Origin of the sequence: Pseudomonas sp. NFR16 (assembly GCF_900108875.1) — a bacterium.
GTDB lineage: Bacteria > Pseudomonadota > Gammaproteobacteria > Pseudomonadales > Pseudomonadaceae > Aquipseudomonas.
Window position 1 is genome coordinate 271,422 of the sequence record NZ_FNYJ01000005.1, and the last position, 11,937, is coordinate 283,358.

Genomic DNA, 11,937 nt, shown 5'->3' on the forward strand with positions numbered 1-11,937 from the left:
CTGCTGGAGTGAGAATGCTCACGAATGCGGCAAGGAGGACAACGCATCCGCGTCGTCTCTCAGCACGCCTTCGCGAGCAAGCTCGCTCCCACAGGGCGGTGTTGGGTCAGCGATTCAAGGCAATGCGGCGATGACCGACATCTCGATCAGCACATTCGGCGCGGCCATCTTCGCCTCGACGGTGGCCCGGGCAGGCGCGAACCCCTTCGGCAACCATGTGTCCCAGATGCCGTTCATGGCGGCGAATTGCGTGCCGATGTCATTCAGGTAGATCGTCACCGACAACAGCCGGCTCTTGTCGGTACCCGCAAGATCCAGCAGGCGCTCGATATTGCCCAGCACTTCGCGGGTCTGTTGCTCGATTCCCGCATTCAGATCGTTAGCCACTTGCCCGGCAAGGTAAACGGTGCCGTTGTGGACAACGAGCTGACTCATGCGCTCATTGGTGAGCTGGCGCAGGATTGACATGTTTTGCGATCTCCCTGGAATTGCCGTAACGAGAAATATCAAGGCCTTCGGCGCTGATCTGAGGTTTCTTGCGCGCGATCAGGTCGGCCAGCAATCGGCCCGAACCGCAGGCCATCGTCCAGCCAAGCGTACCGTGCCCGGTATTGAGGAACAGGTTGCGATACGGCGTGGCACCCACAATCGGCGTGCCGTCCGGCGTCGTCGGCCGCAAGCCGGTCCAGAAACTGGCCTGGGCCAGATCACCGCCCTGAGGATAGAGGTCGTTGACGATCATCTCCAGCGTTTCGCGCCGGCGAGGATTGAGCGACAGATCGAAGCCCGCGATTTCCGCCATGCCGCCTACGCGAATGCGGTTGTCGAAACGGGTGATCGCGACTTTGTACGTTTCATCGAGGATGGTGGAGGTCGGCGCCATCTCAGGCCGGGTGATCGGCACGGTGAGCGAATAACCCTTGAGCGGGTAAACCGGCGCTTTGATCCCCAGCGGCTTGAGCAACTGCGGCGAGTAGCTGCCGAGGGCGAGCACATAACGATCGGCCGTTTCCAGCTTGCCGTCGATGCGCACACCGTTGATGCGGTCGCCGGCAAAATCGATCGACTCGATGGATTGCCCGAACCGGAACTCGACGCCCAGATTCACGCACATCTCGGCCAGGCGAGTGGTGAACAGTTGGCAATCGCCGGTCTGATCATTGGGCAGACGCAAGGCGCCAGCGAGAATATTGCTGACACTGGCCAGAGCGGGTTCGACGCGCGCGATACCCGCGCGGTCGAGCACTTCGTAAGGCACGCCCGCCTGCTGCAGCACGGCGATGTCTTTGGCCGCGTTGTCCAGTTGCTCCTGCGTGCGGAACAGCTGAGTCGTGCCCAGCGTACGCCCCTCGTATGCGATGCCGGTCTCGGCACGCAACTCGTCGAGGCAATCGCGGCTGTACTCGGACAGACGCACCATCCGCTCCTTGTTCACCGCGTAGCGATTCTGCGTGCAGTTGCGCAACATCTGCGCCATCCACAGGTACTGATCGATATCGGCAGTCGCCTTGATCGCCAGCGGCGCGTGGCGTTGCAGTAACCACTTGATGGCCTTGAGGGGAACACCCGGAGCAGCCCAGGGCGACGCATAACCCGGCGAAACCTGGCCGGCGTTGGCAAAGCTGGTTTCCATGGCTGCGGCTGGTTGACGGTCCACGACAGTCACTTCGAAGCCTGCACGAGCCAGATAATAAGCACTGGTGGTACCGATTACGCCACTTCCAAGGACCAGAACGCGCATGTTGATTCCCTCATCGCGGATATCCGCTGACGTTTTGATATTTAAAGCAAGAATGTGCGCAGTATAAAAAGCATCGAGCAGTGCATTTCACTATATAAACGCCTATATTCGGATTTATATCTTGGCAACCATCGTTTTGGCAGAGGAGGTAGTTCGATGCGCACTCAGCATCAATCAAAGCGTGAACTCGACAAGATCGACCGCAACATCCTGCGCATCCTGCAAAGCGACGGCAGAATCTCCTTTACCGAGCTGGGCGAGCGCGTGGGCCTGTCCACCACGCCATGCACTGAACGCGTCCGCAGGCTGGAGCGTGAGGGCATCATCATGGGCTACAACGCCCGGCTCAATCCGCAGAACCTGAAGGCTAGCCTGTTGGTCTTCGTCGAGATCAGTCTGGATTACAAATCGGGCGACACCTTTGAGGAATTCCGCCGGGCGGTCCTGAAGCTCCCGCATGTGCTGGAATGCCACTTGGTGTCGGGAGATTTCGACTATCTGGTGAAAGCTCGAATTTCGGAGATGGCTTCATACCGCAAACTGCTGGGCGACATCCTGCTGAAGCTGCCGCACGTGCGTGAATCGAAGAGCTACATCGTGATGGAAGAAGTGAAAGAGAGCCTGAGCCTGCCAATCCCGGAGTGACGGCCCCTGCGAACAACAGGATAGGCTCGCGCCCACAGAAAGGGCTGCTCCGCCTTCAATGCATCAAACCAGGACCTGCCGCGTCGATGCGATGAATTCATGCACCTGTTTCTCGACTCGCGGATGGATCAGCGTTTCCGGGCGGCGCCCATTGGGGCATGGCAGGCGTTCCGTGGTTCCGAACAGACGGCAGATCAGCGGTCGCTCTTCGTAGACAGTGCATCCGTCGGGCCCCAGGTGAACGCAGTTCAACGCCTCAAGCGCAGCGTCCTGCTCTGCCCTTGTCTTACGCGGCAGTCGAGCCATTTCTTCAGACGACGTGGTCACTGGACCACAGCAATCGTGGCAGCCGGGCACGCATTCGAACGATGGAATCTGTCGCCGCAGATCGCGGATTTTCTGGCTGTTGCAGCCCATTGCGTGATTTTTCCCTGTGCTTGAGCCGTCATTGTGCCCCACTGTCGCCCAGCTCGACAGTCGCCGGCGTTCCTTGCCCCTCCAGCGCAGCGCGGCTACCCTCCGTAAAATTTTCCAAACAGTGCTCTCGGGATATCCAACATGAATGCTCGGCCTCCGCAGCCCGGCTCATCCAGCCACGTAGCGTCCTACTACGCCGCCAGCAGTCACATTCAACCTGCCTATCCGGTGCTTCTAGGCGAAGTCGTCGCCGATGTGTGCGTGGTAGGGGGCGGGTTTTCGGGGTTGAACACCGCCATCGAGTTGGCCGAGCGAGGGCTGAGCGTCGTGTTGCTCGAAGCGCGCACCATCGGCTGGGGCGCCAGCGGACGCAACGGTGGGCAGTTGATCCGCGGCGTCGGCCACCATGTCGAGCGCTTCCAGAACGTGATCGGCAGCGAAGGGGTTCGCGAACTCAAGCTGATGGGGCTTGAAGCGGTGGAAATCGTTCGTCAGCGCGTCGCTCGGCACCAGATCGATTGCGATCTGACATGGGGTTACTGCGACCTTGCTAACAAGCCCAGAGAATTCGACGGGTTTGCCGAAGATGCCCAGGAACTGCGGGGCCTGGGGTATCGCCATGAGCTGGAACTGATCGACGCCAAAGCACTTGGCAGCGTCATCGGCTCGAACAACTATGCAGGCGCGATGCTGGACATGGGCTCGGGGCATTTACATCCATTGAACCTGGCCATTGGCGAAGCCGCCGTCGCGCAGTCTCTGGGGGTGCAGCTGTTTGAGCACTCAGCCGTGACGCGCCTGGAGTATGGCGCGCAGGTCAGGATTCACACGGCACAAGGTCTGGTCAGGGCGCAGACCCTGGTGCTGGGATGCAACGCATATCTCAATGAGCTTGATCCCGATTTGAGCGGAAAAGTCTTGCCGGCCGGCAGTTACGTCATCGCCACCGAGCCGCTTGGAGAAGAGCTCGCCCGGCAACTGATCCCGCGCAACACTGCGATGTGCGACCAGCGAGTGGCGGTGGATTATTTCCGCCTTTCAGCGGACCGGCGGCTGCTGTTCGGCGGGGCCTGTCACTATTCGGGGCGCGACCCGCAAGACATCGGCGCGTACATGCGGCCCAAGATGCTGAATGTGTTTCCGCAGCTCAGGGATGTGAAGATCGATTATCAATGGGGCGGAATGATCGGCATTGGCGCTAACCGCTTGCCGCAGATCGGGCGACTGCAGCGTCATCCGAATGTGTATTTCGCTCAGGCCTATTCCGGGCATGGGCTGAATGCCACGCATCTGGCGGGTAAATTGCTGGGTGAAGCCATCAGCGGCCAGCACAGCGGCGGCTTCGACCTGTTTGCCAAGGTCCCGCACATGACGTTCCCCGGCGGCAAGCATCTGCGCTCCCCGTTATTGGCCCTGGGAATGCTGTGGCACCGGATGAAAGAGCTGCTGTAATCCCGGCTCATCCGTGAGAACGAATGCCTTTACGACACTACGTCGGACATGGACCTGCATCGTTGCGGACAGTCGTTCACGAGTGCATTCGCTCTCACAAGAACTGCAATTCACGCTGAAAAACTCATTGGTATTACTCCCTCCAGAACGGCTTGAGCCCTTCCTGGCGCGCCTGCTCGTAGCTCAGACCGATGTCCTTGAGCTGGTCGGCGCTCAGGTTCAACAATGCTTGCCGCGTCCTGCGGCGATGTTGGTACAACCCCCAGAGTCCCAGCCCGCGGGGGGCGTTAGTCTTGACCACGTCTTCCTGGCCGCGTTGAAGTTCGCCTGCATACAGACTTAACCGAACATCGCTTATACCGCTCATTTCCAGACACCTCATCATGGGTTTCGTGTGATTCCATGATGCGTCTGTACTCAAAACCATTACAGATCCAAAGAATTCCAATTTTTTGCATACAGATTCCGCACAGTGGCGCCTGAATGCTGTATTTTCGCCCTATCTGTGTTGGTCAGCCCCCCAGACTGAATCCTTGGAGTACGCCATGACCCTTTACGTCAATCTTGCCGAACTGCTGGGCACTCGTATTGAGAACGGCTTTTACCGGCCGGGCGATCGACTGCCCTCGGTTCGCGCCCTGAGCCTTGAACACGGGGTCAGCCTGAGCACCGTGCAGCAGGCGTATCGGTTATTGGAAGACAACGGCCTGGCGTCGCCACGTCCGAAATCGGGATACTTCGTGCCAGCCGGACGCACCACGCCGGCGCTGCCCGCTGTCGGACGTCCCGCGCAGCGCCCTGTGGATATCTCGCAGTGGGAACAGGTGCTTGAGCTGGCGGAAGCCATTCCCAGCCCTGACGTCGTGCAACTGGCGCGCGGCATGCCGGACATCACCAGCCCGACGTTGCGTCCCTTGACACAGGCACTGGGCAAGATCAGCCGCCGCATGGACATGCCGGGCCTGTATTACGACAACATTCATGGCACTCAATGCCTGCGCGAACAGATCGCCCGGCTGCTGCTGGACTCAGGCACCAACATCGATCCCGAAGATTTGGTCATCACGACCGGCGCTCAAGAGGCGCTCGCCGTGAGCATCCGTTCTATCTGTCAGCCGGGCGATATCGTGGCAGTGGATTCCCCGAGCTTTCATGGCGCCATGCAAGCGCTTAAGGGCTTCGGCATGAAAGCCCTGGAAATCCCGACAGACCCCATTACCGGCATCAGCCTGGACGCGCTGGAGCTGGCACTCGAACAGTGGCCCATCAAAGCCATACAGCTGACGCCCAACTGCAATAACCCGCTGGGCTACATTATGCCGGAGGAGCGCAAGCGCGCGTTGCTGACTCTGGCGCAGCGCTTTGATGTGGCAATCATCGAAGACGACGTGTACGGCGACATGGCCTACACCTATCCGCGCCCGCGCACGATCAAATCCTTCGACGAAGACGGCCGCGTCCTGCTGTGCAGCTCGTTTTCGAAAACCCTGGCGCCCGGCCTGCGCGTCGGCTGGGTAGCGCCGGGCCGTTATCTGGATCGCGTGCTGCACATGAAATACATCAGCACCGGCTCCACCGCGACTCAACCGCAGCTCGCGATCGCGGAGTTTCTTCAGGCCGGGCATTACGAGCCGCACATGCGCCGCATGCGCGGGCAATATCAGCGCAGCCGGGACGTCATGACCGATTGGGTGACGCGCTATTTTCCCGAAGGCACTCGGGTCAGCCGGCCACAGGGCGGCTTCATGCTCTGGGTCGAACTGCCGGAAGATTTTGACTCGCTGAAGCTCAACCGCGCCTTGCAAGGTCAGGGAGTCCAGATCGCGGTCGGCAGCATCTTTTCCGCGTCGGGCAAATACCGGAACTGCCTGCGCATGAACTTCGCAGCCAAGCCGACAGCCCGAATCGAAGACGCGGTTCGCAAAGTCGGCGCAGCGGCAAAACAACTGCTGGCACACGCCGATTCCGCCTGACATAACCTTTTGCAGAATGTGCGGTCATATCGCCATGGTTTGACTTCCGGATGACTGCGTTGACGAATAAATGGGCGCTGCCCTTCCTTCTGGCATTAGCCCTTTGCGTTGGCGGCTGCGCGCATGCGCCCGTTGCGGACAAACCGAGCCAGGCGCTGCCCTCGGCGCAGTCGTCGTTCGGCCGCTCGATCATGGCCCAGGCGGCACCACACGACGGCCGCTCGGGTTTTCGCCTGCTGCCCAACAGCACCGAAGCGTTCATGGCTCGGGCCGAACTGATCCGCAATGCCAAAACCAGCCTCGATTTGCAGTACTACATCGTGCATGACGGGCTCAGCACCCGCGCGCTGATCGATGAATTGCTGCAGGCCGCCGATCGCGGCGTTCGCGTGCGCATTCTGCTGGACGACACCACCAGTGACGGCCTGGATGAAGTCATCGCCACCCTTGCTGCACACCCGAACATTCAGATCCGCCTGTTCAATCCCCTCAATCTGGGTCGCAGCACTGGCGCGACGCGCAGCCTGGGGCGGCTGTTCAATCTGTCGCAACAGCATCGACGCATGCACAACAAGCTTTGGCTGGCAGACAGCGCAGTGGCCATCGTCGGCGGGCGGAATCTGGGCGACGAGTACTTCGACGCCGAGCCGAATCTGAACTTCACCGACATCGACATGCTCAGCGTTGGCCCGGTTGCCGAGCAGTTGAGCCACAGCTTCGATCAGTACTGGAACAGCACGCTGAGCAAGCCCATCGATGATTTCATGTACTGGACGCCGGACGCCAAAGACCTGGCCGAAGCCCGCCAGCGGCTGACCCATTCGCTCAACGAGGCGCATGTAGAAAAGAAGGATTTGTACGAGCGACTGATGGCCTACAAGACCCAGCCGCGCATGAAAACATGGCTCAACGAGCTGATCTGGGCGCACAACCAGGCGCTGTGGGACGCTCCCACGAAAGTGCTGTCTCGCGGTGAGCCGGACCCGCATCTGCTGCTCACCACCCAACTGAGCCCTGATCTGCTGAACGTGCACCAGGAATTGATGATGATTTCGGCGTACTTCGTGCCGGGCCCGCAAGGTCTCACTTACCTGACCGGCCTGTCCGACAAGGGCGTGTCGGTAAGCTTGTTGACCAACTCTCTGGAGGCCACGGACGTGCCTGCGGTGCATGGCGGTTATGCGCCTTATCGCAAGGCGCTGCTCGAGCACGGAGTGAAGTTGTTCGAGCTGCGGCGTCAGCCGGGTGATCCAAGCAATCGAGGCAGCGGCCCGGCATTCCTGCGCACCCGGACACTCAAGGGCGGCTCCGAATCGAGCCTGCACAGCAAGGCGATGATCTTTGATCGCCAGAAAACCTTCGTTGGCTCATTCAACTTCGACCCCCGCTCGGTGCTCTGGAACACCGAAGTGGGGGTGCTGGTGGACAGTCCGGAATTGACCGAATACCTGCGCGAGTTGGCCTTGCAGGGTATGGCGCCGGCCATCAGTTATCAGGCGCGACTGGAGAACGACAGAGTCGTCTGGGTGACCGAGGACAACGGCAAGATACACACGCTGTACAAAGAGCCGGGCGACTGGTGGCGACGCTTGAACGCCTGGTTCAGCAGCGCGGTAGGTCTGGAAAGAATGCTCTAGACGGCCACGGGCTGCGCACCGAACGCGCGCTCACGGCGCGACAATAACACCAGGCCAAAAGCACCGGCCGCCATCAAAAGCGGCAGCGCCTGACCGCTCACCCATTGGCTTCCCGCCCCGGCCGCCAGCGGCCCCAGCAGGCATCCGATGCCCCACAGCTGAGCGACGTGGGCATTGGCGCGTACCAGCGCGTCGTCGCGGTAACGCTCCCCGATGAGGATCAACGACAAGGTAAACAGCCCGCCCGCACTGGCACCGAACAGCACCCACAACGGCCAGATCAGGATCGTGTCGACCAGCAGCGGAATGACCAGGCTCGACAACATCAGCAACAGAGCGCAGCCAGAGAACAGGCGACGTCTGGACATTCTGTCTGCCAGCGCGCCGATCGGCAGCTGTAATAGCGCGTCACCCACCACAACCGTACTGACCATCGCCAGCGCAATTTCCGGCGTGAAACCCTGCTGCAGGCAATACACCGGAAGTAGGGTGAGAATCATCGCTTCAAACCCTGCAAATAGCGCAATTGCCCACGCGATTGCCGGAAGCCCGCGACAGAACCCGCCCAAATCCCGAAGCGAGACGTGGCTGGCCTCCGCACTCGGCGCGCCGGATCTGCCCAGCAGAAGAAACGGCGAAATCGCCAGTAACGCCGCACCCACCCAGAAGCCGTAATCGGCCTCGGTACCGATCACGCCCAACAGCAAAGGCCCGCCCAGTTGGCTGAGTGCATAGCTGCTGCCGTAGAGCGCAACCAGCTTGCCGCGCAGACGCTCGATGACCAGTTGATTGATCCAGCTCTCACCGAGAATGAACACCATCGTCAGAATCACGCCCAGCATCAGCCGCAGGACCAGCCAGACCCAGTAATCGGGCAGCAACGCGAGCAAACCGACCGAAACGGAACCGCCCCACAAGCACAAGCGCATCAGGTTTGCCGTGCCGAGCATCGAGGCCAGCCGGTTGGCGAGGCTTGCACCCAGCAGCACGCCGATTGCCGGCATCGCCGCCATGACGCCGATGGGGAACGCGCCGTAGCCCCAGGCTTCCAGCCGCAGCGAGACCAGCGGCATGCTGACGCCCAGCGCCAGGCCGACGCTCAAGACCGACGCCAGCACGGCGAAATAGCTTCCCCAACGCATTACCACGCTCCTGTGGCTCAAAGGCTTGAGACAAAACAGCCGGGCTCTTCGAAAACCCGGCTGTCTGATGCAGCTGAAGTGCTTGAGTCGAGTTCCAGGGTCTGACCCGGCTATGGCCGGGCGATGCCCTGCGGACTTACAACTTGATCCAGGTCGCTTTCAGCTCGGTGTACTTGTCGAACGCGTGCAGCGACTTGTCGCGACCGTTGCCCGACTGCTTGAAGCCGCCGAACGGCGCAGTCATGTCACCGCCGTCATACTGGTTGACCCACACGCTGCCGGCTCGCAGGGCCTTCGCCGTCAGATGCGCCTTGGACAGATCCGCCGTCCAGACCGCAGCCGCCAGGCCGTACGGCGTATCGTTGGCTATCTGCACCGCTTCTTCAGCGGTATCGAACGTCAGCACCGAAAGCACCGGGCCGAAAATCTCTTCCTGAGCGATTTTCATGGCGTTGGTCACGCCGTCGAAAATCGTCGGCTCGACATACGTGCCGCCGGTTTCCTGCAGAATGCGCTTGCCGCCCACGACCAGCTTGGCGCCATCGCTGTGACCGGCCTCGATGTAGGACAACACCGTATTCATCTGCTGCGTGTCGACCAGCGCGCCCACATTGGTAGCCGGATCCAGCGGGTTCCCGGGCTTCCACGCCTTCAGTGCTTCGACCACCATCGGCAGGAATGTGTCCTTGATCGAGCGCTCGACCAACAGACGCGAACCGGCCGTGCACACTTCGCCCTGGTTGAAGGCGATGGCACTGGCGGCGGACTCGGCGGCCGCTTGCAGATCCGGTGCATCCGCAAAGACGATATTCGGGCTCTTGCCGCCCGCTTCCAGCCAGACGCGTTTCATGTTCGATTCGCCCGCGTAGACCAGCAGCTGCTTGGCGATTTTGGTGGAGCCGGTGAACACGGCGGTGTCGACGTCCATGTGCAGCGCCAAGGCCTTGCCAACGGTGTGGCCGTAACCTGGCAAAACGTTCAGCACGCCTGCCGGGATACCGGCCTCGATGGCCAATTGAGCGACGCGGATGGCTGTCAGCGGGGATTTTTCCGAAGGTTTGAGAATCACGGAATTGCCGCTGGACAGCGCCGGGCCCAGCTTCCAGGAAGCCATCAGCAGCGGGAAGTTCCAGGGCACGATGGCCGCGACGACGCCAATCGGTTCGCGAGTCACCAAGCCCAGTTGGTCGTGTGGGGTCGCAGCGACTTCGTCATACAGTTTGTCGATGGCTTCACCGCTCCAGCTCAACGCTTGCGCGGAGCCCGGGATGTCGATGCCGTAGGAGTCACTGATTGGCTTGCCCATGTCGAGGGTTTCGAGCAGCGCCAGTTCTTCGATATTTTCTCTGATCAACGCGGCGAAGCGAATCATCGCCGCCTTGCGCTTGACGGGCGCCAGACGCGACCAGACGCCTGAATTGAAGGTAGCGCGAGCGTTTTCGACCGCGCGTTGCGCATCGGCGGCATCGCAGCTGGCAACATGGGCGAGGAAGCGGCCATCGACCGGGCTGATGCAGTCGAACGTGGCGCCGGAAGCGGCGGCGGTGTATTCACCGTTGATAAAAGCGCGACCTTCGATCTTCAAATCCTGGGCGCGTTTTTCCCAGTCAGCATGAGTCAGGGTGGTCATGAAATGTCCTCCTCTTATGAAATGGGGCCCGCCCTGGCGCGCGTGACGACTGCGACAGAACGCCGTCCGAAGCACGACGGACTCGGCCAAAGGCATTCGTCACCCTAAACCAGCACACCGGTAATTTCCAATATATTGGACAAAAACGGGTAAAACGGCGCGAGATCGTGCATTTTATTCAACAGCCCGAGAAACCAGCGTCGGCACTCTCCGCGCCGATTTCCGTCTAACGAAATCTCGCATCGTCTATCCAGGAGCCATGGGACATGAGCATCGAAAGCATCGTCGATTTCAGCGAAGCCACCACGCCAGCGGAGCGTTTCAAGCCCGCCCACGAGAAGATCCTGAAAGGTGACCCTGGACAAACGATCTACAACCATTACAACAGCCCGTGCGGGCAGATGAATGCGGGCGTCTGGGAAGGTGAAATCGGACAGTGGACGGTCAACTACACCGAACACGAATATTGCGAAATCGTTCAGGGCGTTTCGGTGCTGCGTGACGAGGCCGGAGGTGCGAAGACTCTGCGCGCTGGCGACCGTTTTGTGATTCCGGCCGGATTCAAGGGCACCTGGGAAGTGCTGGAGCCGTGCCGCAAGATTTATGTGGTGTTCGAACAGAAGGCATGAAGCGAGCTTTCACTGCGGAGCATGCGTGTCGCGATTGCGCGTTGACCCAGACAGCGCCATCGCAACGCGAAAACATCGCCCACAAAAAAGCCCGCATCACTGCGGGCTTTTTCGTAAGAGGCGAAAATCAATTACTTGATTTTGGCTTCTTTGTAGATCACGTGCTTGCGAGCAACCGGATCGAATTTTTTAATTTCGATTTTATCCGGAGTAGTGCGCTTGTTCTTGTCGGTGGTGTAGAAGTGGCCGGTGTTAGCGGTCGACACCAAACGGATCAATTCACGCATGATTCTCTCCCTTAAACCTTAGCGCCAGCGCGGCGGATTTCGGCCAGAACGACCGTGATGCCACGCTTGTCGATGATGCGCATGCCTTTGGCAGATACGCGCAGACGTACAAAGCGTTTCTCTTCTTCAACCCAGAAGCGGTGATGCTGCAGGTTTGGCAGGAAACGACGACGGGTTTTGTTGTTCGCGTGGGAAATGTTATTCCCGGTTACCGGACCCTTACCGGTAACTTGACAGACTCTCGACATGCCTCAGCCCTCTAAAACCACATGCCCAACCCGGCATGGGTTGGCCGCTTAATCTCTCAGTCATTTGGCGCCAGGCGCCGCGTTTCTTCAGGGGTCTTACCGGCCACACCTGCGGTGAAGGCAGCGGGCCCCTAGA

At 60.1% G+C, this 11,937-nt stretch carries 13 protein-coding genes; 5 read left to right on the top strand and 8 right to left on the bottom strand.

Annotated features, from left to right (window positions below; all coding sequences use genetic code 11):
• Positions 1 to 114: 114 nt before the first annotated feature.
• Complete coding sequence (locus tag BMZ10_RS19930; RefSeq protein WP_093466226.1) at positions 115 to 468, bottom strand: RidA family protein; 354 nt, start codon at positions 466 to 468, stop codon at positions 115 to 117.
• Positions 440 to 1,741 (bottom strand): D-amino acid dehydrogenase, encoded by a 1,302-nt coding sequence (gene dadA, locus BMZ10_RS19935; RefSeq protein ID WP_093466229.1) that lies wholly within the window; start codon positions 1,739 to 1,741, stop codon positions 440 to 442. Before dadA ends, BMZ10_RS19930 begins: the two co-directional genes overlap by 29 nt.
• Positions 1,742 to 1,897: 156 nt before the next feature.
• On the opposite strand from dadA, the gene dadR reads away from it, so the two are divergent.
• Entirely contained in the window at positions 1,898 to 2,386 is a 489-nt protein-coding gene (gene dadR / locus BMZ10_RS19940) for a transcriptional regulator DadR (protein ID WP_093466232.1), read from the top strand.
• Positions 2,387 to 2,449: 63 nt separating this feature from the next.
• On the opposite strand, the gene BMZ10_RS19945 is transcribed toward dadR, so the two are convergent.
• Positions 2,450 to 2,803: a YkgJ family cysteine cluster protein gene (locus BMZ10_RS19945; RefSeq protein WP_093466235.1), complete on the bottom strand. Its 354-nt coding sequence runs from the start codon at positions 2,801 to 2,803 to the stop codon at positions 2,450 to 2,452.
• Between the two features lie 141 nt (positions 2,804 to 2,944).
• Here BMZ10_RS19945 and BMZ10_RS19950 point away from each other — a divergent pair, with 141 nt between their 5' ends.
• Positions 2,945 to 4,255: an NAD(P)/FAD-dependent oxidoreductase gene (locus BMZ10_RS19950; RefSeq protein WP_093466238.1), complete on the top strand. Its 1,311-nt coding sequence runs from the start codon at positions 2,945 to 2,947 to the stop codon at positions 4,253 to 4,255.
• A 133-nt stretch (positions 4,256 to 4,388) separates the two neighbouring features.
• Here the strand turns inward: BMZ10_RS19950 and BMZ10_RS19955 are convergent, their stop codons facing one another.
• Positions 4,389 to 4,622, bottom strand: a complete 234-nt coding sequence (locus tag BMZ10_RS19955) for a DUF1127 domain-containing protein (protein ID WP_093466748.1) — start codon at positions 4,620 to 4,622, stop codon at positions 4,389 to 4,391.
• A gap of 178 nt (positions 4,623 to 4,800) precedes the next feature.
• On the opposite strand from BMZ10_RS19955, the gene BMZ10_RS19960 reads away from it, so the two are divergent.
• Together BMZ10_RS19960 and BMZ10_RS19965 are read left to right on the top strand one after the other, a co-directional pair.
• Positions 4,801 to 6,228 (top strand): aminotransferase-like domain-containing protein, encoded by a 1,428-nt coding sequence (locus tag BMZ10_RS19960; RefSeq protein WP_093466240.1) that lies wholly within the window; start codon positions 4,801 to 4,803, stop codon positions 6,226 to 6,228.
• 59 nt (positions 6,229 to 6,287) lie between these two features.
• Entirely contained in the window at positions 6,288 to 7,865 is a 1,578-nt protein-coding gene (locus BMZ10_RS19965) for a phospholipase D family protein (protein WP_093466750.1), read from the top strand.
• On the opposite strand, the gene BMZ10_RS19970 is transcribed toward BMZ10_RS19965, so the two are convergent.
• Both BMZ10_RS19970 and BMZ10_RS19975 read right to left on the bottom strand, forming a co-directional pair.
• A complete protein-coding gene (locus BMZ10_RS19970; protein ID WP_093466242.1) occupies positions 7,862 to 9,007 on the bottom strand; it encodes an MFS transporter in 1,146 nt (381 codons plus the stop codon). The genes BMZ10_RS19965 and BMZ10_RS19970 overlap by 4 nt on opposite strands.
• A gap of 136 nt (positions 9,008 to 9,143) precedes the next feature.
• Positions 9,144 to 10,637 carry an aldehyde dehydrogenase gene (locus BMZ10_RS19975; protein WP_093466244.1) on the bottom strand — a complete coding sequence of 498 codons (1,494 nt, stop codon included), beginning with the start codon at positions 10,635 to 10,637 and terminating at the stop codon, positions 9,144 to 9,146.
• A 266-nt stretch (positions 10,638 to 10,903) separates the two neighbouring features.
• Here BMZ10_RS19975 and BMZ10_RS19980 point away from each other — a divergent pair, with 266 nt between their 5' ends.
• Positions 10,904 to 11,266, top strand: a complete 363-nt coding sequence (locus tag BMZ10_RS19980; RefSeq protein ID WP_093466246.1) for a cupin domain-containing protein — start codon at positions 10,904 to 10,906, stop codon at positions 11,264 to 11,266.
• Between the two features lie 131 nt (positions 11,267 to 11,397).
• Here the strand turns inward: BMZ10_RS19980 and rpmG are convergent, their stop codons facing one another.
• Together rpmG and rpmB are read right to left on the bottom strand one after the other, a co-directional pair.
• Complete coding sequence (gene rpmG, locus BMZ10_RS19985; protein WP_062379766.1) at positions 11,398 to 11,553, bottom strand: 50S ribosomal protein L33; 156 nt, start codon at positions 11,551 to 11,553, stop codon at positions 11,398 to 11,400.
• An 11-nt stretch (positions 11,554 to 11,564) separates the two neighbouring features.
• Entirely contained in the window at positions 11,565 to 11,801 is a 237-nt protein-coding gene (rpmB, locus tag BMZ10_RS19990; protein WP_037016669.1) for a 50S ribosomal protein L28, read from the bottom strand.
• Between the last annotated feature and the right edge of the window lie 136 nt (positions 11,802 to 11,937).

Bases quoted from the DNA above. Each gene is read 5' to 3' on its own strand.
- BMZ10_RS19980 (WP_093466246.1), top strand. From the start codon at position 10,904: ATGAGCATCGAAAGCATCGTCGATTTCAGCGAAGCCACCACGCCAGCG.
- rpmB (WP_037016669.1), bottom strand. From the start codon at position 11,801: ATGTCGAGAGTCTGTCAAGTTACCGGTAAGGGTCCGGTAACCGGGAAT.
- BMZ10_RS19970 (WP_093466242.1), bottom strand. From the start codon at position 9,007: ATGCGTTGGGGAAGCTATTTCGCCGTGCTGGCGTCGGTCTTGAGCGTC.
- BMZ10_RS19955 (WP_093466748.1), bottom strand. From the start codon at position 4,622: ATGAGCGGTATAAGCGATGTTCGGTTAAGTCTGTATGCAGGCGAACTT.
- dadA (WP_093466229.1), bottom strand. From the start codon at position 1,741: ATGCGCGTTCTGGTCCTTGGAAGTGGCGTAATCGGTACCACCAGTGCT.
- BMZ10_RS19975 (WP_093466244.1), bottom strand. From the start codon at position 10,637: ATGACCACCCTGACTCATGCTGACTGGGAAAAACGCGCCCAGGATTTG.
- rpmG (WP_062379766.1), bottom strand. From the start codon at position 11,553: ATGCGTGAATTGATCCGTTTGGTGTCGACCGCTAACACCGGCCACTTC.
- BMZ10_RS19930 (WP_093466226.1), bottom strand. From the start codon at position 468: ATGTCAATCCTGCGCCAGCTCACCAATGAGCGCATGAGTCAGCTCGTT.
- dadR (WP_093466232.1), top strand. From the start codon at position 1,898: ATGCGCACTCAGCATCAATCAAAGCGTGAACTCGACAAGATCGACCGC.
- BMZ10_RS19945 (WP_093466235.1), bottom strand. From the start codon at position 2,803: ATGGGCTGCAACAGCCAGAAAATCCGCGATCTGCGGCGACAGATTCCA.
- BMZ10_RS19950 (WP_093466238.1), top strand. From the start codon at position 2,945: ATGAATGCTCGGCCTCCGCAGCCCGGCTCATCCAGCCACGTAGCGTCC.
- BMZ10_RS19960 (WP_093466240.1), top strand. From the start codon at position 4,801: ATGACCCTTTACGTCAATCTTGCCGAACTGCTGGGCACTCGTATTGAG.